Source organism: Methylosinus trichosporium OB3b (genome assembly GCF_002752655.1).
In the GTDB taxonomy this organism is placed as follows: Bacteria; Pseudomonadota; Alphaproteobacteria; order Rhizobiales; family Beijerinckiaceae; genus Methylosinus; species Methylosinus trichosporium.
In genome coordinates, this window is sequence record NZ_CP023737.1 from 2,158,063 (window position 1) to 2,176,554 (window position 18,492).

19 protein-coding genes are annotated in these 18,492 nt (G+C 67.5%); 10 read left to right on the plus strand and 9 right to left on the minus strand.

Annotation, left to right across the window (positions count from 1 at the left end; translation table 11 throughout):
- Positions 1-35: 35 nt before the first annotated feature.
- Complete coding sequence (locus tag CQW49_RS10315; protein WP_099831776.1) at positions 36-995, minus strand: glycosyltransferase family 2 protein; 960 nt, start codon at positions 993-995, stop codon at positions 36-38.
- 316 nt (positions 996-1,311) lie between these two features.
- Between CQW49_RS10315 and CQW49_RS10320 the strand changes: the two genes are divergently transcribed.
- Positions 1,312-2,157: a ChbG/HpnK family deacetylase gene (locus CQW49_RS10320; RefSeq protein ID WP_003613570.1), complete on the plus strand. Its 846-nt coding sequence runs from the start codon at positions 1,312-1,314 to the stop codon at positions 2,155-2,157.
- A gap of 178 nt (positions 2,158-2,335) precedes the next feature.
- The gene (locus tag CQW49_RS10325; protein WP_003613568.1) at positions 2,336-3,397 is read left to right on the plus strand and encodes a bile acid:sodium symporter; all 1,062 of its coding nucleotides are present in this window, start codon (positions 2,336-2,338) and stop codon (positions 3,395-3,397) included.
- 3 nt (positions 3,398-3,400) lie between these two features.
- Here CQW49_RS10325 and nadC read toward each other — a convergent pair whose 3' ends face one another.
- The 5 genes from nadC to CQW49_RS10350 all read right to left on the minus strand — a co-directional run bounded on the left by nadC (position 3,401) and on the right by CQW49_RS10350 (position 8,412).
- A complete protein-coding gene (gene nadC / locus CQW49_RS10330; protein ID WP_003613566.1) occupies positions 3,401-4,249 on the minus strand; it encodes a carboxylating nicotinate-nucleotide diphosphorylase in 849 nt (282 codons plus the stop codon).
- Positions 4,249-5,796: an L-aspartate oxidase gene (locus CQW49_RS10335; RefSeq protein ID WP_003613564.1), complete on the minus strand. Its 1,548-nt coding sequence runs from the start codon at positions 5,794-5,796 to the stop codon at positions 4,249-4,251. The genes nadC and CQW49_RS10335 overlap by 1 nt, the downstream gene beginning before the upstream one ends.
- 100 nt (positions 5,797-5,896) lie before the next feature.
- Positions 5,897-6,529: a DUF4202 domain-containing protein gene (locus tag CQW49_RS10340; protein WP_003613563.1), complete on the minus strand. Its 633-nt coding sequence runs from the start codon at positions 6,527-6,529 to the stop codon at positions 5,897-5,899.
- Between the two features lie 42 nt (positions 6,530-6,571).
- Positions 6,572-7,663, minus strand: coding sequence for a quinolinate synthase NadA (gene nadA, locus CQW49_RS10345; protein WP_003613561.1), 1,092 nt, complete (start codon positions 7,661-7,663; stop codon positions 6,572-6,574).
- A gap of 257 nt (positions 7,664-7,920) precedes the next feature.
- The gene (locus CQW49_RS10350) at positions 7,921-8,412 is read right to left on the minus strand and encodes an SH3 domain-containing protein (RefSeq protein ID WP_003613560.1); all 492 of its coding nucleotides are present in this window, start codon (positions 8,410-8,412) and stop codon (positions 7,921-7,923) included.
- A gap of 184 nt (positions 8,413-8,596) precedes the next feature.
- Here CQW49_RS10350 and CQW49_RS10355 point away from each other — a divergent pair, with 184 nt between their 5' ends.
- Both CQW49_RS10355 and CQW49_RS10360 read left to right on the plus strand, forming a co-directional pair.
- Entirely contained in the window at positions 8,597-9,547 is a 951-nt protein-coding gene (locus tag CQW49_RS10355; RefSeq protein WP_003613559.1) for an aspartate carbamoyltransferase catalytic subunit, read from the plus strand.
- 33 nt (positions 9,548-9,580) lie between these two features.
- The gene (locus CQW49_RS10360) at positions 9,581-9,973 is read left to right on the plus strand and encodes a hypothetical protein (RefSeq protein WP_003613558.1); all 393 of its coding nucleotides are present in this window, start codon (positions 9,581-9,583) and stop codon (positions 9,971-9,973) included.
- On the opposite strand, the gene cysK is transcribed toward CQW49_RS10360, so the two are convergent.
- Positions 9,918-10,889 carry a cysteine synthase A gene (cysK, locus tag CQW49_RS10365; RefSeq protein WP_003613557.1) on the minus strand — a complete coding sequence of 324 codons (972 nt, stop codon included), beginning with the start codon at positions 10,887-10,889 and terminating at the stop codon, positions 9,918-9,920. The two genes, CQW49_RS10360 and cysK, sit on opposite strands and share 56 nt — an antisense overlap.
- A gap of 82 nt (positions 10,890-10,971) precedes the next feature.
- Positions 10,972-11,475 carry an Lrp/AsnC family transcriptional regulator gene (locus CQW49_RS10370; protein ID WP_024749787.1) on the minus strand — a complete coding sequence of 168 codons (504 nt, stop codon included), beginning with the start codon at positions 11,473-11,475 and terminating at the stop codon, positions 10,972-10,974.
- Between the two features lie 218 nt (positions 11,476-11,693).
- Here CQW49_RS10370 and CQW49_RS10375 point away from each other — a divergent pair, with 218 nt between their 5' ends.
- From CQW49_RS10375 to CQW49_RS10400, 5 genes are all read left to right on the plus strand, one after another.
- Entirely contained in the window at positions 11,694-12,155 is a 462-nt protein-coding gene (locus CQW49_RS10375; protein ID WP_003613555.1) for an RrF2 family transcriptional regulator, read from the plus strand.
- 246 nt (positions 12,156-12,401) lie between these two features.
- Positions 12,402-13,127 carry a protein-L-isoaspartate O-methyltransferase family protein gene (locus tag CQW49_RS10380; RefSeq protein WP_003613554.1) on the plus strand — a complete coding sequence of 242 codons (726 nt, stop codon included), beginning with the start codon at positions 12,402-12,404 and terminating at the stop codon, positions 13,125-13,127.
- Between the two features lie 106 nt (positions 13,128-13,233).
- A complete protein-coding gene (locus CQW49_RS10385; protein ID WP_003613552.1) occupies positions 13,234-14,667 on the plus strand; it encodes a TolC family outer membrane protein in 1,434 nt (477 codons plus the stop codon).
- Positions 14,668-14,847: 180 nt separating this feature from the next.
- Entirely contained in the window at positions 14,848-15,645 is a 798-nt protein-coding gene (locus tag CQW49_RS10390) for a PopZ family protein (RefSeq protein WP_003613550.1), read from the plus strand.
- A gap of 274 nt (positions 15,646-15,919) precedes the next feature.
- Positions 15,920-16,621, plus strand: a complete 702-nt coding sequence (locus tag CQW49_RS10400; protein WP_003613549.1) for an acid phosphatase — start codon at positions 15,920-15,922, stop codon at positions 16,619-16,621.
- Positions 16,622-16,658: 37 nt separating this feature from the next.
- Here the strand turns inward: CQW49_RS10400 and CQW49_RS10405 are convergent, their stop codons facing one another.
- Entirely contained in the window at positions 16,659-16,994 is a 336-nt protein-coding gene (locus CQW49_RS10405) for a hypothetical protein (protein WP_003613548.1), read from the minus strand.
- A 151-nt stretch (positions 16,995-17,145) separates the two neighbouring features.
- Between CQW49_RS10405 and CQW49_RS10410 the strand changes: the two genes are divergently transcribed.
- Positions 17,146-18,438 (plus strand): metallophosphoesterase, encoded by a 1,293-nt coding sequence (locus tag CQW49_RS10410; protein ID WP_003613546.1) that lies wholly within the window; start codon positions 17,146-17,148, stop codon positions 18,436-18,438.
- Positions 18,439-18,492: the final 54 nt, after the last annotated feature.

Below are 18,492 nucleotides of genomic sequence, written 5' to 3' on the forward strand. Positions count from 1 at the left end.
GCTTCGCTCGCGATGACGACCGGAGACCCCAGCGCTCACCGCTCCTCCACTCCGAGCCGCTCGGCGACGAGATAGAGCGGGCGGCCTTTCACCTCGGCGAAGATCAGCGCGATATATTCGCCGAGCACGCCCAGCGAGAACAATTGCATGCCGCCGAAAAAGGCGATCGAGACGATGAGCGAGGCGTAGCCGGGAACATCGACGCCATAGATGACCGTGCGCCAGAAATAGAAAGCGGCCATGGCGAGCGCGAAGGCCGAGACGCCCATGCCGACATAGGCCCAGATCTTCAAGGGCGCCGAGGAGAAGGACATGAGTCCGTCGAGCGCGAAACGGATCAGCTTGCCATAGCTGAATTTCGAGCGGCCCGAGGCGCGCTCCTCGACGTCGAAGGGGACGCCGACCGATTTGAAGCCGATCCAGGCGAACAGGCCCTTGGAGAAGCGCGCCCGCTCGCGCATGCGCGACAGCGCGTCGATGGCCTGGCGGTCGAGCAGGCGGAAGTCGCCGGCGCCGCGTGGGAGAGAGGTCTCGCCGAAGCGGTCGAACAGGCCGTAGAACAGATTGGCGAACAGGTTGCGCAGAGGCGGATCGCTGGAGCGGTCGCGGCGCACGCCATAGACGTTCTTGTAACCCTCCCGCCATTTGGCGATGAATTGTGGCACCACCTCGGGCGGATGCTGCAGATCGGCGTCCATCAGCACCACGGCGGCGTCGCGCGCATGGTCCAGCCCTGCGGCGATAGCGATCTCCTTGCCGAAGTTTCGGCTGAAGGACACCGCCTTGATCCGCGGATCGACGGCGTTGAGGGCGCGCAGCGTCTCGAAGGTGGCGTCGCTCGAGCCGTCGTCGACGAAGACGATCTCGAAGGAGCGGGCGCAGGCCTCGAGAGCCGCCGTCAGCCGCGCCGCCAGCGGGCCCAGATTTTGCGCCTCGTTGAAGACGGGAACGGCCACGGATATTTCCGGCGGCGAATTTTCGGCTATATCGACCATTGCTCGCTCTATGCTTCGAACGGGGCAAGACCTAGGCGGGCGCGCGAATTTGCGCAACAGGGGAGAGCGCGGGGAACGGGCGATCGGCTGAAGATCGAGATCCCCGACCCTCGTCCTGAGGAGCCGCCGCAGGCGGCGTCTCGAAGGGCGGCCGTGAGGCGAAGTCTCGAGGTTTCGCCCCGTTGTCGTCGTTCGAGACGCCCGTTTCTCGGCTCCTCAGGATGAGGGACGGGGTTATATGCTTCACCCGATTCTCGGAGTGCGGGAAAGCCCCCGAAGATTTTGTTCAAACTCCCGGAAGCGAGGCGACGAAGGCATGGCGGCGAGATCGATCACGCTCTGCGCGGATGATTATGGTTTGTCGATGGGCGTCAGCCACGGCATTCTCGAGGCGCTCGAGGCGGGCCGGCTCTCGGCCGTCTCGGCGATGACCAATGGCCTGGTCTGGCCGGCGATGGGCTGCGAGCTGGCGCGTCGGCGGCTCGACGCCGATATCGGCCTGCATTTCAATCTGACGCTCGGCGCGCCTCTGTCGCCGATGCCGAAATTCGCGCCCAACGGAATGCTGCCGCCGGTCGGCGAGGTGATTCGCGCCGCCATGCGCGGCCGGCTGCCGATGGACGAGATCAAGACCGAGATCGAGCGCCAGCTCGACCGCTTCATCGCCGTGATGGGCCGCGCGCCCGACCATCTCGACGGCCATCAGCATGTGCATGCGCTGCCGGGAATCCGCACGGCGCTGCTCGACGCGCTGGAGCGCCGCGACCTCGGCGGCCGCGTATGGCTGCGCGACGCCGGAGACAAGCTGTTTCGCATCGTCCTGCGCGGCTCGGACATGCGCAAGGCGCTGGCGGTGCGCGCCATCGGCCGCGGCTTCGAGCGCGAGGCCAGGGAGCGCGGCTTTCCGCTCAATGACGGCTTCGCCGGCTTCTCGGACTTCGATCCAGAGGGCGATTATGCGGCGCGCTTCGAAAATTATCTGCGCGCGCCGGGCGAGCGCCATCTCGTGATGTGCCATCCCGGCCGCGTGGACCAGGACCTCATCGCGCTCGATCCGGTGACGGTGACGCGCGAGCAGGAGCTCGCCTTTCTGCTCTCGCCCGTGTTCGAGGAGGTGATGACGCTGCGCGGCGCGCGGCTCGGGCGGCTGGGGCGGGCGTGATCCCGCAAGCCGCAGCGGATCGCGACAACCGGCAAAGCCATCGCCAACGCATAGAAATCCGTTTAGAACAATGACGATCGAGCTGCGGTCGCCTTCGGTCGTCCGGATCGTCGTATCCGGACGACCGAACATCGAGTGACCGCCGGCCAAGAACGCCCGCGACAGGCGAGATCGCCCGATGCAGAACAAGACGCATTATTTCGCCTCGGCCGCGGCGCATTTTCTGCACGCTTGGTTCATCTGGGCGATTCTGCTCTCCTACCTGGCCGCGGCGCTGTTTCCGCAGCTCGGGCTGTGGATGCGCAAGTTGGATTTGGGGAGCGCCGTCACGCCTCTGGGAGAGATCAGGCTCGGCCTGCCTCCCTTCCTGCTCGCGCTGCTCCTCTTCAACGCCGGTCTCGGCATTTCGCCGACCGAGCTGAAAAACGCGCGCAGCAAGGCGGCGATGATCTTCGCCGGCCTGCTCGGCAATGTCGCCGCCCCGCTGCTGGCGATCTTCCTCGTCAGCGTCGCGATGACGCAATGGCATAATCCGGAGGAATCTCAGCAATTATTGGTCGGCCTCGCGCTCGTCGCGGCCATGCCGATCGCCGGCGCCTCGACGGCCTGGGCGCAGAACGCCGGCGGAAGCCTCGTGCTCAGCCTCGGCCTGGTGCTGCTCACGACGCTGCTCAGCCCGCTGACGACGCCGCAGATTCTCCATGCGGTCGGCTGGCTGACGACCGGCGACTATTCCGAAGATCTGCATGAGCTGGCGTCGGGCGAGGTCGCCTCTTTTCTCGGAGCATGGGTGATCCTGCCATCGCTGCTCGGATCGAGCTGCCGCGCAGGGCTCGGCGACCATCGCTTCGCGCGACTGCTTCCCTATGTGAAGCTGCTCAACTTCCTCGTCATCATTCTCCTCAATTACTCCAACGCCACACTCGTGCTGCCGGGCGTCGTCGCGAGCCCCGACGCGGATTTCCTGGCGCTCGTCGCCGTGGTCATCGGACTGCTCTGTGTCGTCGGCTTCGGCAGCGGCCTGCTGATCTCGACCCTGCTCGGCGCCAGCCGCAACGACACGGCGTCTCTGATGTTCGCGCTCGGAATGAACAACAACGGCTCCGGGCTCGTGCTCGCGTCGGTCGCTCTCGCCGATCACCCGCAGGTCATGCTGCCGATCATTTTCTACAATCTCGTGCAGCATCTCGGCGCGTCCGTGGTCGACGTCGGCCTTTGTCGTCGCGGCGCGTCGCGCTGAGCGTCACGCGATATCGAGGCCGAGGTCGAGCGTTCGCGCCGAATGAGTGAGCGCGCCGACCGAGACGAGGTCGACGCCGGTCTCGGCGATGGCGGCGATCGTCTCCAGCGTCACGCCGCCCGAGGCTTCCGCGATCATGCGGCCGCCGATCAGCGCCACCGCCTCGCGGAGCAAGGGCGGCGGCATATTGTCGAGCAGCACGATGTCGGCGCCCTCGGCGAGGACCTCGCGCAATTGGTCGAGCGTGTCGACCTCGATCTCGATCTTCACCATATGTCCGGCGAAAGCCTTCGCCGCGCGCAGGGCGGGCGCGACGCCGCCGGCGACGGCGATGTGATTGTCCTTGATCAGCACCGCGTCATCGAGGCCGAAGCGGTGATTGGCGCCGCCGCCGCAGCGCACCGCATATTTCTCGAAGGCGCGCAGCAGCGGCGTGGTCTTGCGCGTGTCGCACACCTTGGCCTTCGTCTGCGCGATCCGCTCGGCGTAGCGCGCCGTCAGCGAGGCGATTCCGCAGAGGCGGCCGAGGAAATTGAGCGCTACTCGCTCCGTCGAGAGAATGGCGCGCGCCGGGCCTTCGATGCGGGCCAGAACCTCGCCTTTCGCGATGCGCTCACCGTCCTGCGTCATCGCCTCGAAAGCGACCGACGAGTCTACGAGACGAAAGGCGCGGGACGCTATGTCGAGACCGGCGACGACGCCCGCCTCGCGCGCGGCGATGACGGCGCAGGCGCGCGCCGCCTGCGGTATCGTCGCCTGCGTGGTGATGTCGCCGGCGCGGCCGAAGTCCTCGGCCAGCGCGGCGCGCACCGCGTCCTCGACGAGCGCGGGAGGGAGCGTCCAGCCCGTCATCACAGCGCCTCCTCGGCGAGGGCGCGCGCCTGCGCCAGCGTCATATAGGAACGCTGCGCCAGCGCGGCGTCGGCTTGCGGGAAATCGGAGCGGAAATGCCCGCCGCGGCTCTCGCGCCGCGCCAGCGCCGCGCTGGCGACGAAGAGAGCGGTCGTCGCCATATTGCGCAATTGCGCATTGGTCGTCGCCGCCTCTATGCTCAGAATCGCGCACGCCGCGCGCGCGAGCCCGGCGCGATCGCGAATGACGCCGACATCGCGCGCCATCACATCGCGCAGTTCCTCGACGAGCGCAGCGTCGAGCGCGTCCTGCGCTCGCGCGGAGTCGAGATTTTGAACAGACGGCGCCTCTTCGCTCATATCGCGAAGATCGTCGGCGATGCGGGCGGAGAACACCAGCGCCTCGAGCAGAGAATTGGAGGCGAGCCGATTGGCGCCATGCACGCCGGTGGAGGCGACCTCTCCCGCCGCCCACAGCCCCGCGAGCGAGGTCCGTCCCCGCGCATCGGTGGCGACGCCGCCCATATGATAATGCGCCGCCGGCGCGATCGGTATCGGCTGCCGCACCGGGTCGACGCCACCCGTCCTGCAGCTCGCATAAACGGTCGGAAAACGCGTCGGAAACTCCGCGCCGACGGCGACCCGCGCGTCGAGAAAGGCGCCGCGTCCGGCGGCGATCGAGGCGAAGACGCCGCGCGCGACAATGTCGCGCGGCGCGAGCTCGGCGGCCGGATCGATATCGGCCATGAAGCGGCGGCCCGCCCTGTCGACGATGGTCGCGCCCTCGCCGCGCAGAGATTCGGTCGCGAGCGGCGCCGGATCGGCGCCGATGTCGATCGCCGTCGGGTGAAACTGCACGAATTCGGGGTCGGCGATCAGCGCGCCGGCGCGGGCGGCGATGGCGAGGCCGATGCCGCATGCTTCGTTCGGATTGGTGGTGACGCGATAGAGATGGCCGATTCCGCCGGTCGCCAGCACGACGGCGGGCGCGAGGAAGTCGCGCGTCGCGCCGCCCCGATGCAGCGCGCGCAAGCCGATGACGCGGCCGTCTCGCATCAGCAATTCCTGCGCCGAGAAACCTTCGACCAGCTCGATCGACGAAGAGGCGCGGGCGGCGCGGACCAGCGTCTCCATGATGGCGCGGCCCGCCGTGTCGCCCTTGACGCGCACGATGCGCCGCTCGGAATGCGCGGCCTCGCGCGAGGGCGTGAAATTGCTCCCCTCGCGATCGAAAGGCACGCCGAAGGAAAAGAGATCGTCGATGCGCGCGCGCGCCTCACGGGCCATGCCCAGCGCGACCTCGGCGTCGACGATTCCGGCGCCGGCCTTCACCGTATCCTCGGCGTGACGCTCGGGCGAATCGGTGTCGAGCACCGCCGCCGCCACGCCGCCTTGCGCCCAGAAGGAGGCGGCGCCTTCGTCGACCGCTCCGGGAGTCAGCACGGCGACGCGACGCGGCGCGAGCTTCAAGGCGCAGAAAAGGCCGGCGAGGCCGCCGCCGACGATGAGGATTGCAGGCCGCTCTGTCGATTTGGCGCTTTGTGTCATCCGACCGCCGAGCTCCTGCGAGCGAGCCTGACGGCTCGCGTTCCACGAGCGCGCTCGGACCGCGAGCCTTCAGCCTCGCGTCTCGCAGCGATGCGCGCCATCAGTCGACCGCGACGGCGGCGAGCTTGGCGAGCGCCTCGCTCTCGCGCGCGATCGCCGCGGCGACGAGCGCGCGCGTGCGCTCGGGCAGAGGCAGAGCGAGCGCCGCCGCATGGCCCTTGGGCGACATTTTGCACAAAGTCTTGGCCAAGATGTCGACGATCTTGTCGTCGTCATAGTCCTTATATTTTTCGTGGAAGTCGTCGAAATAATGCTCGAGGAAGACGATCGCCGCGACATTCTCCAGCGCTTGGGATTCGCGCTCCTTCTTCAGCTTTTCCTTGCGGATCAGCGAGCCGACGTGCGCGACGCCCTCCTCGTCATAGCCATGCGCGCGCATCAGCTCGCCGACGAGCCGCGCGTGATGGACGCGGCACTCCTTGCGCCATTCGTTGTAGCCGTGCCGCCCGAGCGGGAAATTTTCGCGCGGGATGTCCCATCGGCGCAGATGCTGCGCGCGCGCGGCGATCTTCAACAGCTCGGAAGCCTCCGGATAGGTCGCCGCGAGGCGGGCGGTCATGCGCTCGGCATAGACGATCTCGAACGGCGTTTCGGCGCCGTCGATCTCGACCTTGCGCGGATCATCGGCGTTGGCGGCGTCGATCGCCGCGACGAGGGTCTCGAAACGGCTCATGGTCGCTCCCTGCGAATGCGAGCCTTCAAAGCTCGCCGTCCCTCACCCGACGTCGATCATTCGCTGAACGCTTCTGCGCGCACGCTCGGCGATCATCGGATCGACCGTCACCTCCTCGCGCATGTAGAGCAGCGAGTCGAGGATCTTCGGCAGAGTGATCCTCTTCATATGCGGACAGAAATTGCACGGACGCACGAATTCCGTGCCGCTCGTCTCGGCCGCGACATTATCCGCCATCGAGCATTCGGTGACGAGCAGCACGCGCGCCGGCTTGTTCCGCCGCACATAGTCGATCATCGCCGCGGTCGAGCCGGCGAAGTCGGAAATCTCGACCACTTCGCGCGGGCATTCGGGATGGGCGATGATGGTCAGCCCCGGATGATCGGCGCGATAGGCCTCGAGCTCCTGCGGCGTGAAGCGCTCATGCACCTCGCAGGCGCCGTGCCAGGCGAGAATCTTCACCTTGGTCTGCGCCGCGACATTCTCGGCGAGATAACGATCCGGCAGCATGATGACGCGATCGGAGCCGAGGCTCTCGACGATCTTCAGCGCATTGGACGAGGTGCAGCAGATGTCGACCTCGGCCTTCACCTCGGCGGAAGTGTTCACATAAGCGACGATCGGAACGCCCGGATATTCGGCGCGCAGCGCGCGCACATCGGCGGCGGTGATCGAAGCGGCGAGCGAGCAGCCGGCCTCCGAGTCCGGCGTCAGCACGATTTTCTCGGGGCTCAGAATCTTCGAGGTCTCGGCCATGAAATGCACGCCGCCCTGCACGATGACCTCGGCCTCCGAGGCCGCCGCCAGCTTGGCGAGCTGCAGGCTGTCGCCGACGTAATCGGCGACGCAGTGGAAGATCTCCGGCGTCTGATAATTATGGGCCAGGATGACGGCGTTGCGCTCGCGCTTCAGCTCGTTGATCGCCTTCACATAAGGCGCGTGGAACGGCCATTCGATCGGCGGAATGACCTTGGCGACCCGCGCATAGAGGTGGGCGGTGGCGGCCTCCACGTCCTTGTTCCAGGCGAGGACGGGCGCCGGGAGAATCGGGAAACGGCGCGCTGCGCCGGGCGTCGCGAGGGACGGCGGGATGGGAGCCGCGGCTTTGTCGCCAGTCTGAAACGGCAGGGTCATGACCTTGCTCCGAACTAACTTATGCTCAGTAAGAGCATAAGTCGGCCGATCAAAAACTCCCACGGGCGACGCTCGAAGGAGCAGGATGGTTCAGCTTAGAGGCTGTATGACAATTCGGCAACCCTCGCCGAGCTGTTGCGAGGACACATATGCTCCTGGTGAGCATATGTCAAATGCGCCCCGAAATTCATTCGTGCTTGCGAGAGCCGAAGCGATTCCGCGAGCCGGCGGGCGGCTCGCGGATCTTTTGCGGCGCATCAACGCGCGAAGACAGCGCCTTTCCGCTTCAACATGCCGCGGTCGACATAGCCGGACTTGCCCTCATAAGTCACCTTGCACCAGCCGTTGGTCCAGCCCTGCTGACAGGCGGAGGCGGCGACCTTGCGGCCGGGCGGGATGTTGGCGATCACCTTCCATTTGTTGCCGGGGCCGGAGCGCACCGCGGTGATGTCGCGCGTCACCAGCGGCGCGACGACGACGCTGCTGCTGGTCGGCGCGAGCGTGTTGGCCGGCACGAAGCCCATCTTGCCTTTGAAGTGGACCTGACACCAATCACGCTTCCAGCCGGGCCCGCAATTGTCGAGCTGCACTTTCGCGCCGGCCGGAATCTGCGCGATCACCGGCCATCGGGCGCCGGGACCGGAGCGCATGCTGGACACATCCGTGGCGATGCGCGGCGCCGCGGCGGCGGCGGCGGCGACGACGCAGAAGAGCGCCGCGACGAGCGGCGATGCGGGCCGAATTTGCATGGCGATCTCCTTTAATTTCACTGAAATTGTCGAGATAGGGCGTCTCGAACGGGGCAGACCGAGAACTCCTATCGAGGTCCTTGGTTCCGCCGTCGCTTTCGAGCGATCTGGTTGAGGATTTCTCGAGCATTCGAGCGCGTTCGCGGGATGGCTCGCGCAAGAGAAGCTGCTATAGACCGCCCTCATGCCGCAACGATCGCCGCCCCTCGCCTTTCCGCATCGCCATCTGCTCGGGATCGAGGGGCTGAGGCGCCCGGACATAGAGACGCTGCTCGATATGGCCGAGGATGCGATCGAGGTGTCGCGCCAGGTCGAGAAGAAGCGCGCCACGCTGCGCGGCCGCACCCAGGTCAATCTGTTCTACGAGGCCTCGACCCGCACCCAGGCCTCGTTCGAGATCGCGGGAAAACGCCTCGGCGCCGATGTGATGAACATGTCGGTCGCCAACTCCTCCGAGAAGAAGGGCGAGACGCTCATCGACACGGCGATGACGCTCAACGCCATGCGCCCGGATATTCTGGTGATCCGCCATGCGCAAGCCGGCGCCGTGCATCTCCTGGCGCGCAAGGTGGATTGCGCCGTGGTCAACGCCGGCGACGGCGCCCATGAGCATCCGACCCAGGCGCTGCTCGACGCGCTGACGATCCGCCGGCACAAGGGCCGCATCGAGGGCCTCACCGTGGCGATCTGCGGCGACGTGCTGCATTCGCGCGTCGCGCGCTCCAACATCATGCTGCTCGGCGCGCTCGGGGCGCGCGTGCGCGCGGTCGGGCCTTCGACGCTCGCGCCCGATTTTCTGGCGCGGCTCGGCGTCGATGTGTTCCACGACATGCGCCGCGGCCTCGACGGCGCCGACATTGTGATGATGCTGCGGCTGCAGCGTGAGCGCATGAACGGCGCCTTCGTGCCGAGCTCGCGGGAATATTTCCACTTCTTCGGCCTCGACGAGGAGAAGCTGCGCTACGCCGCGCCTGACGCTCTGGTGATGCATCCGGGGCCGATGAATCGGGGCGTCGAGATCGACTCGAGCGTGGCCGACGGCGCGCGGTCGCTCATTCGCGATCAGGTGGAAATGGGCGTCGCCGTGCGCATGGCGGTGCTGGAGGCGCTCGCGCAGCATCTGCCGAATGTGTAGAATGCGGCGTCCGCTGTTCCGAGGGGGCTCCGCATGCTGAAGATCCTACGGCTGCTCGCGCTGTTTCTCGAAAGCATTCTCCAGCAGTTCATCAATGGAATCGGCATTGTGGGGCTGATGGCGGCGCTCGCCGCCGGCTTCCTGCGCGCGCCGTGGTGGAGCGTGCTGGTCCTCACCTTCGGCTTCGGCGTCGGAGTCGATTTGTTCTTCGAGGGGCAGATCGCGATCTCGGACAAATCCGCGAGCGCCAGCGAGCGGCTGATCTGGCTGCTGCTGATTTACTTCTTCATTTCCGTCATCGGCTATCTCGCCGGACGGCTCGGGCGCCGGCACATGGAGCGGCGCGGCCGAGCCGCGCCGCATTTGCAGGTCAAATCCCCTCGAAAAGCGCAGTCGAAAGATAGCGCTCGGCGAAATCCGGAATGATCAGCACGATGTTCTTGCCCTCGGCCTCCGGCCGCGCGGCGATCTCGAGCGCGGCGGCGACCGCCGCGCCGGACGAGATGCCGACCGGAATGCCCTCGACGCGCGCGAGCTGACGCGCGGTCTCGAACGCCGTCGGATTGCCGATGGTGACGACCTCGTCGATGACGCCGCGGTCGAGGATCGGCGGCACGAAGCCGGCGCCGATGCCCTGAATCTTGTGCGGTCCCGGCGGGCGGCCGGACAGAACCGCCGAATCCTCGGGCTCGACGGCGACGATCTTGATGCCGGGACGGCGCGGCTTCAGCACCTGGCCGACGCCGGTGATGGTGCCGCCGGTGCCGACGCCGGAAATGAAATAATCGATCTCGCCCTTGGTGTCGTTCCAGATCTCCTCGGCCGTGGTCAGCCGATGGATCTCCGGATTGGCGGGATTTTCGAACTGCTGCGGAATGACGGCCCCCGGGTTTTCGGCGGCGAGCTCGCCGGCCTTGGCGACGGCGCCCTTCATGCCCTGGGCGGCCGGGGTCAGCACCAGCTCGGCGCCGAGCAGGGCGAGCACGCGCCGGCGCTCCAGAGACATGGATTCGGGCATGACCAGGATCAGGCGATAGCCGCGCGCCGCGGCGACGAAGGCGAGCGCTATGCCGGTGTTGCCGGAGGTCGGCTCGATGAGCAGGGTCTCGCCGGCCTTGATGCGGCCGCTCTTCTCCAGCGAATCGATGAGATTGACGCCGATGCGGTCCTTCACGCTGGCGAGCGGGTTGAAGAACTCCAGCTTGCCGATGATATTGGCCTTGACGCCCTTCTCCTTGGCGAGGCGATCGAAGCGCACGAGCGGCGTGTCGCCGATCGTCTCGGTGATCGAATCATAGATGCGCCCGCGTCCGGGCTTGTGGGCGATCGCTGTCTCCGACATGAAATTGCTCCTTGGGCTGTTCCTCGTCCTTCGATCTTTGGAAGGCGTCTCCGCCTTGCAAGCTTCGCGCTACGATCCCGCGCTATTCGGCCGCCGCCTCGGCGATCCGGCGCGCCCGCGGCGGCGCCGCGACCTCGTCGAGCGGCAGCGCCGTCGTCGCCTTGATGCGCTCCATGGCGAAGCGGGAGACGACATTGCGCAGCGGCGCGATCGCGATCAGACGTTTGTAGAAGACGTCGAAGGCCGCCATATCCGGCACGACGACGCGTAGCACATAGTCGACGTCCCCCGCCATGCGATAGAATTCCACGACCTGCGGCATCGCCGCGACGGCGCGGGTGAAGCGCTCGAGCCAGAGGTCCGAATGCTCGCCGGCGACCACCGAGACATAGACGCTCAGTCCGAGCCCGAGCTTTTCCGGCGACAGCAGCGCCACCCGGCCCTGCAGCACGCCGCTCGCCTCGAGCCGCTGGATGCGCTTCCAGCACGGCGTCTGCGACAGGCCGACGCGCGCGGCGATTTCGGCGATCGAAAGCGACGCGTCTTCCTGTAGAATAGATAAGATATGATGATCGATCGCGTCCATTGGCCCGTGCCGTCCGTTCTGATCGCAGCCGCGCCACAAGACGCGCGGACCCGCTCGGAGAGGAATGACCACATAGTCCACAAATTTAGTATAGAATGTCAAGATCGTCTCGCGCCGCGATCGAGCGACGCGGGGACAACCGCGACGACCCACCCGCGAGCGGGGCTTCGAACCGCCGACGCGAGCTCGCGAAAAACACTCCAGGAAGGCGTCGCTTCATGCTGACGAAGAAAGCGAAATACGGGTTGAAGGCGATGGTCTATCTCGCCGGCTTCGAGCCCGGCCGGACCGCCCTCGTCGCCGATATCGCCACGGCCAATCAGATTCCGAAAAAATTCCTCGACGCCATTCTCGGCGAGCTGCGCAACGCCGGATTCGTCCATTCCAAGAAGGGCAAGGGCGGCGGATATACTCTCGCGCGGCCGCCGGAGGATATTCGCGTCGGCGCCGTGATCCGCGTGCTCGACGGGCCGCTCGCTCCGATCCAATGCGCCAGCCGCACCGTCTATCGCCGCTGCGACGATTGCGAAAACGAGGCGCTCTGCACGGTTCGCCTGGTGATGGTGGAGGCGCGCGACGCCATCGCCAATGTGCTGGACAATCGCACCCTCGCCCAGATGCGCGCGCTCGCCGAAGCTCCGCAGCCGCTCGAGGCCGAGCCGGCGCTCGGCGAGAATTGAGGAGGTGAGCGCGCGCGCGGCATGGACATGCGTGCGGCGCGAAACTATAAAGCGCGCAAGGCCGAGCTCATGAGCGAGCGCGGCGCATGACGATGAGCGTCCGCGCGCAGGGAGCCGGCCCGACAGCGGACATCCTCCCTCGAGGTTTTGCGCTCTCGAGGTCGCATCAACGGCGGGCTTTCGCGCGGCGGACCGGCGGCCGCAGGGCGAAACACCGCGAGAGGCCGGCGCGACGCCGGATGGTCGATGGCCGAAGCTGCTGAGATCCCCGCAGAAGATTCCTGCTCGCGCCTCGGCGCGACGACCGCCGCTCTGCGCCAGACCATGGTCGAGCGGCAGCTGCGCACATTCGATGTGACCGACCTGCCGCTGCTGCGGCGTTTCCTCGCCGTGCCGCGCGAGCTGTTCCTGCCGAACGATCTCGCCCCCCTCGCCTATTCGGACCTGCCGCTGACGCTCAAATCCGAGCACGGCCGTCCGCTGCGCCAGCTGCTGCCGCCGCTCGTGCTGGCGCGCCTGCTGCAGGAGGCGGAAATTCGCGAGAGCGACCGCGTGCTGCTCATCGGCGGCGGCGCCTTTTATTCCGCGGCGCTGATCGCGCCGCTCGCCCGCGAGGTCGTGGCGCTCGAGAGCGACGCGCGCCTCGCCGCCACGGCGCAGAGCTATCTCGGCGCCCTGGGCCTGTCCGGCCTGCGCGTCGAGCAAGGTCCGCTGCCGGCTGGCGTCCCCGCGGCGGCGCCTTTCGATCTCATTGTCATCGAAGGCGCGGTCGAGGCGAATCTCGGCGCGCTCGAGGCGCAGCTCACCGGCGACGGCCGCCTGCTGGCCATCGCCAAGCCCGACGCCGACGCCGGATGGGCGGTGACGCGGTTCGAGCGCTCGGGCGGCCAGCCCGCCGGGACGCGCGCGCTGTTCGACGCTTCGGCTCCGGTTCTCGAAGGCTTCGCCAAGGCGCCGGCCTTCGCGTTCTGACGCGCGCAGATCGCCGACACTGGCGCAATCGTGAAGAGGCCGCGCGCTGTCGCGCGGCCGGAAGCGTAGACCGAGTGAAGTGTCGCCCGAGCGGGGTTCGTTGGTCATGCGTCTCGTCGCCGAGCGTTCGATTTGGAGCGGACGCCGTCTCCCGCGACTGCTCGGCGCCGCATCGCTCGCGAGTCTCGCCGGGCTCGCGCCGGCGCCCGCCGAGACGCTGAAAGCGGCGCTGGCCCAGGCCTATCACGTCAACCCCGATCTGCAGCAGCAGCGCGCCGGCGTCCGTGCTCGGGACGAAGAAGCGCCGAAGGCGGCCGCCGGCCTGCGCCCGCGCGCCAGCATCTCCGCCAGTGCGGGACCGCAATTCTCCAACATCAAAATCCCCGCCGGCCGCAATGCGCTGACCGGAGCCCGAACGCATCTCTACGACGAATATCTCGGCTATCCGCGCGGGGCGACGCTCAATCTGTCGCAGACTCTGTTCGACGGCGGCCGCACCGGCGCCGCCGTGCGGCAGGCGGAATCCGGAATAGAGGCCGCCCGCGCCTCCCTGCGCCTCGCCGAGCAGGCGATTCTCCAGAACGGCGCGACCGCTTACATGAATGTGCTGCGCGACACCGCGGTGCTCGGTCTGCGCAAGAACAACATCGCCGTGCTCGAGCGGCAATTGCGCCAGACGCGCGACCGCTATGACGTCGGCGAGGTGACGCGCACCGACGTCGCCCAGGCGGAGGCGACGCTGGCCCAGGCCCGCACAGAATTCTATGGCGCGCAGGCGCAATTGAAGAGCGCCGTCGCCAATTATCGGCAGATCATCGGCTCCGAGCCGAAAAATCTGCAGCCGGCGCAGGCGGTCGACGCTCTGCTGCCGAGATCGCTCGATCAGGCTGTCGCGGCGGCGATCATGGAGCATCCCGGAGTCGTGGCGGCGCTGCGTCAGGTCGATGCGGCCGAACATGCGGTGAGCGCGGCGGAGGGAGCGCTGGCCCCGACGCTCTCGGTCGGCGCGCAAGTCGGCCAGCAATATGATTCGTTTCTCGGCTCGCCGGGGACGCGGCAACTCTCCGCTTCGGCGAGCGGGCAGCTCAATGTGCCGCTCTACCAGGGCGGAGCCGAATATGCGTCGATTCGCCAGGCCAAGGAGCAATTGGGCCAGGCGCGCTTCAACGCCGATCTGCAGCGCGACAGCGTGCGCGCCAGCGTGGTCGCGAGCTATGGCCAGCTCGAGACCGCGAGAGCGTCCATCCTGTCCAGCCAGGCGGCGGTGAAAGCGGCGGAAATGGCGCTGCAGGGCGTGCGCGAGGAGGCGCAGGTCGGGCAACGCACGACGCTCGACGTGCTCAACGCGCAATATGCGCTGCTCAACGCCCGCGTCGCGCTGATCACCGCGCAGCGCGACCGAATCGTCGCCTCCTACGCCGCGCTCGGCGCGATCGGACGCCTCTCCGCGACCATGATCGGACTCGATGTCGCGGTCTATGATCCGCGCGCGCATTTCGAGGCGGTGAAATTCCGCTGGATCGGCATGGACGACCGCTGAGGTCGTCGCGCCGGCGCCCTTTCTACCAAAAAGCGAAAAAAGCATGTGATTAAGTCGGCTCCGCACAATCACCTGGTTTTACGATCGCGCCGAATTGTTCGATTATGAGCCTTGTCGGCGGGGACAGCGCGACGGGCGCGCGGCCCTCGTCCCTGCGACGACATGAGAAGCACGACATCCATGAGCGCAATGAACGCTTCGATCAATCCGACCACGCTCGACGCCGAGCGCCGAGCGCACGAGCCGTCGATGGAAGAAATTTTGGCGTCGATTCGGCGCATCATCGCCGACGACGACGCGCTGCCGGTGATTCGCCGCGAGCGCGAGAAGGAGAAGCGTCCGCTGACGGCGGCCGAAGCGCCGAAGCAGGCGGAGCCGCGCGTCGCGCCTCCCGTCGCCGCGCCGGAGCCGCGCCGTCCCGCGCCCGCCGTCCCGGCCGTGGCCGCTCCCGAGCCGACGCGTCCGCCCGTCGCCGCCCTCGCGCCGATTATCGCGGCGGAGTCCGACGCGGATTTAGCCGAAGAGACGACCGAGCCGGACGATTCCGACGCATTCTGGCTGCGCGGCAGCCAACGGCCGGACGAGCGTCACGCGCCGGACGACAGCGACGAGCCGTCTTCGGAACAGAGCCGCTGGGCGATCGACGCCGAGCAGGACGCCGACGAGCCGGAGGACGACGAAGCGGTCGATGCGCCCGATCGCTCCGAGCCCGTCATGAAGGCTGCCGAGCCGGAGGAAGAGCCGGAAGCGGAGGACGCCTCCCCCGCGCTCGTCTCGGCCGACGCGGCCAATTCGGTCGCATCTCATTTCCAGGCGCTGGCGGCGAGCATCGTGCTCAGCGAATCCGATCTCATCGAACGCTACGCGCGCGACTTGCTTCGCCCCTTGCTGAAGCAATGGCTCGACGACAATCTGCCGCATATCGTCGAGCGGCTGGTGCGCGTCGAGATCGAGCGCGTCGCCCGCGGACGGCGGTGACGCCACTGGGGCATGATACAGCTGATCGCCGAGGCTGAAAGAGCGAGCCTGATGGCTCGCTGTCCGACGTGCGCGACCCTGGACTGCGAGCCTCCCGGCTCGCTCTTCGGCCACATCGGATCGGGTGACCAGATCATTCGCGATTTTCTCCGTCATCCGATTCGCCGTCCGGTCGCCTCTCGCGGCGTTTTCGGTTAGAAGAGAGGCCTCGCGTCGGGAACTCTGCGGTCGGAGCCGAGCGCATCTCCTCCCATCGTCCGCATGGTCGTGCTCGATGAAGACGCTTCTCGTCGCTTTCGTTCTCCTCCTGTCCTGCGGCGCCGCCTGCGCGCGCGAAAGCGGGCTCCTCGCACCCGAGCGCGTCGACGCACATCGGCATCTGCCGACGCCGCCGGAGCCGGGCTCGCCCGCCAATGACGCCGATCTCGCCGAATTGCATCGCATCGAGGCGACGCGCTCGGAGGCTGATGTCGCCAGGGCGCGCTCGGACGCCGCCGACAAGAGCATTTTCTTGTTCAGAAGCGTCTTCGGAGACAAATTCGCGAAGGAAAATCTCCCCGCGCTCGACGCTCTCGGCGCGCGCCTCGCTCATGACGAGCACGAGGCCAATGAGGAGACGAAGACGGTGTTTCATCGCCCGCGTCCTTATAAGACCGACGGGACGCTGCATCCGGTGTGCAAGACGAGCGAGAAGGACGATTCCTATCCCAGCGGCCATGCGACGCTCGGATATGTGCTGGCGCTGACGCTGATCGATCTCGCGCCGGAGCGGCGCGACGCGATTTTGGCGCGGGCCGACGAATATGGCCGCAACAGGCTGGTGTGCGGGGCGCATCATCCGAGCGACGTCGCCGCCGGCAGGCTCACGGCCTATGCGCTGCACGCCGTCATCGCGCTCGACCCTCGCTATCGCGAGGAGCTCGCCGCGGCCAAGGCGGAGCTGAGCCGCGCGCTCGGCTCGGCGCGCGCCGAGTGAAAAGAAGGCGGGACGCGCGCGGACGCGTCCCGGCTCGTTAGTATCCGCCGCGGTAAAAGCGGATGCAGACGCGGTTGCCATAATCGTCCCAGCCCCAGCGCGCGCAGCGCGGCGGGGGCGGCGGCGGAGGAGGATAATAGCCTGGCTCCGGCTGCGGTGCGGTCGCGGCGCCGACCACGGCGCCGGTCGCCGCGCCGAGAGCCGCGCCCGCGAGAGTGCCGCCGGCGCGCCCGCCGGAAGCCGCTGCGCCGATCGCGGCCCCGCTGGCGCCGCCGATCAGCGCGCCGCCTGTGGCGCGCTCGCCCGGCGTGTTACAAGCCGAGAGCGACAGCGCTGACGCCAGCGCAGTCGCCATGATGAGAATGCGTTTCATGAACCGTCTCTCCCTTCCGACCAGCCCGCGCGAGCGCGCCCGCGCCTTCGATGACGCTCCCGGCCCCGTGAGCGAATCGTACGGAGCCACGACGGCTACGTTCGAGACAACCGGCGCAAGCGGGCGAAAAAGTGGCGCGAGGCCGGCGCCATTGTCGGCGGACAGAATTACCGAAACATCTACAATTCGATCAATTCTCTTCCGCCGCCTCGCCGCCGTTTGCGCATTTGCGCTCGAAGCGACGACGCCGGCGGACGCCGCCTCATCCTATGTGTGGGCGCAGTTCACCACTGGCGGGCTGCAGGCGCGAGCCGTCACTCGCGACGCGGCCTGTCCGCCCGCGCAGATCGACGGCGTCGCCGCCGCAATGACCCCGCGCGCATCGCCGGACGCCGACTTTCCGATCCTCGTCTGCACATTGGATCTCCCACGAAGCGCCGGGCGCGTGTCGGTCGACGGCGCCGCGCTGGCGCTACCGCCGCCGCGCGTGGATCGGCTCGTCGTCATCGGCGACACCGGGTGCCGGCTGAAGGGCCTTTATTGGCAGGAGTGCAATTCGCCGGACAGCTGGCCCTTCGCCCACATCGCGACGTCGGCGGCGGCGACGGCTCCGGGACTCGTGCTCCATGTCGGCGACTATTATTATCGCGAAAGCGCCTGTCCGCCGTTGCGCGGATCCTGCGCGGGCTCGCCGCACGGCGACAATTGGGCGAGCTGGGAGGCCGATTTCTTCGCGCCCGCCGCTCCGCTGCTCGCCGCCGCGCCTTTTGTCTTCGTGCGAGGCAATCACGAAAATTGCGAGCGTGGGCGCCGGGGCTGGGCGCGGCTGCTGTCGCCCACGCCCTATCTCGGCGACGCCTGCGCCTTGCGCGAGCCGAGCTATTCGGTCGATCTCGGCGGACCCACTCTCGTCGTCATGGACAACACCGCGGCGGAGGACCGCGCCGTCGACGCCGCTCTCGCGCCGGATTTCGCACGCGAGCTGACCGCCGCCGAGGCCATTCGCGGCCCTGTCTGGTACGCCTTCCACAAGCCGATCTACTCGACGATACGCGTCACCGCCGGCGCCACGATCGGCGACAACAAGACCTTGGGAGAAGCGGCGCGCGCCGGCCTGCCCAGCAATGTGCAGGCGCTGCTCTCCGGTCACCTCCATACATTTCAGGCGGCGAGCTATGTCGAGGATTATCCGATCCAGATCGTCGCCGGGCATGGCGGCGACGCGATGGACCTCTTTGTACCCGCCAATTTCGACGGCCTGCGGATCGATCGCGTGACGGTCGCGCAGGGCCGCAGCGTCGGCGGCGTATTCGGCTTCGTCACGCTGGAGCGCGAGAAGGAGGACTGGCTCCTCAACGATCGCGACGCCGAAGGCAAGCCGCTGCTCGGCTGCCTGTTGCGCGGACGCAAGCTCGATTGCGACCGCAGAGGCCCATCGCGCTGAGCGCACGGATGGACCGGACCGGAGAGCTGCCTGAAGGCTCGCTCTTCGGCCACT

Coding starts and splice junctions, on each gene's coding strand:
- CQW49_RS10315 (WP_099831776.1), bottom strand. CDS start 995: ATGGTCGATATAGCCGAAAATTCGCCGCCGGAAATATCCGTGGCCGTT.
- CQW49_RS10320 (WP_003613570.1), top strand. CDS start 1,312: ATGGCGGCGAGATCGATCACGCTCTGCGCGGATGATTATGGTTTGTCG.
- CQW49_RS10325 (WP_003613568.1), top strand. CDS start 2,336: ATGCAGAACAAGACGCATTATTTCGCCTCGGCCGCGGCGCATTTTCTG.
- nadC (WP_003613566.1), bottom strand. CDS start 4,249: ATGACGGGCTGGACGCTCCCTCCCGCGCTCGTCGAGGACGCGGTGCGC.
- CQW49_RS10335 (WP_003613564.1), bottom strand. CDS start 5,796: ATGACACAAAGCGCCAAATCGACAGAGCGGCCTGCAATCCTCATCGTC.
- CQW49_RS10340 (WP_003613563.1), bottom strand. CDS start 6,529: ATGAGCCGTTTCGAGACCCTCGTCGCGGCGATCGACGCCGCCAACGCC.
- nadA (WP_003613561.1), bottom strand. CDS start 7,663: ATGACCCTGCCGTTTCAGACTGGCGACAAAGCCGCGGCTCCCATCCCG.
- CQW49_RS10350 (WP_003613560.1), bottom strand. CDS start 8,412: ATGCAAATTCGGCCCGCATCGCCGCTCGTCGCGGCGCTCTTCTGCGTC.
- CQW49_RS10355 (WP_003613559.1), top strand. CDS start 8,597: ATGCCGCAACGATCGCCGCCCCTCGCCTTTCCGCATCGCCATCTGCTC.
- CQW49_RS10360 (WP_003613558.1), top strand. CDS start 9,581: ATGCTGAAGATCCTACGGCTGCTCGCGCTGTTTCTCGAAAGCATTCTC.
- cysK (WP_003613557.1), bottom strand. CDS start 10,889: ATGTCGGAGACAGCGATCGCCCACAAGCCCGGACGCGGGCGCATCTAT.
- CQW49_RS10370 (WP_024749787.1), bottom strand. CDS start 11,475: ATGGACGCGATCGATCATCATATCTTATCTATTCTACAGGAAGACGCG.
- CQW49_RS10375 (WP_003613555.1), top strand. CDS start 11,694: ATGCTGACGAAGAAAGCGAAATACGGGTTGAAGGCGATGGTCTATCTC.
- CQW49_RS10380 (WP_003613554.1), top strand. CDS start 12,402: ATGGCCGAAGCTGCTGAGATCCCCGCAGAAGATTCCTGCTCGCGCCTC.
- CQW49_RS10385 (WP_003613552.1), top strand. CDS start 13,234: ATGCGTCTCGTCGCCGAGCGTTCGATTTGGAGCGGACGCCGTCTCCCG.
- CQW49_RS10390 (WP_003613550.1), top strand. CDS start 14,848: ATGAGCGCAATGAACGCTTCGATCAATCCGACCACGCTCGACGCCGAG.
- CQW49_RS10400 (WP_003613549.1), top strand. CDS start 15,920: ATGAAGACGCTTCTCGTCGCTTTCGTTCTCCTCCTGTCCTGCGGCGCC.
- CQW49_RS10405 (WP_003613548.1), bottom strand. CDS start 16,994: ATGAAACGCATTCTCATCATGGCGACTGCGCTGGCGTCAGCGCTGTCG.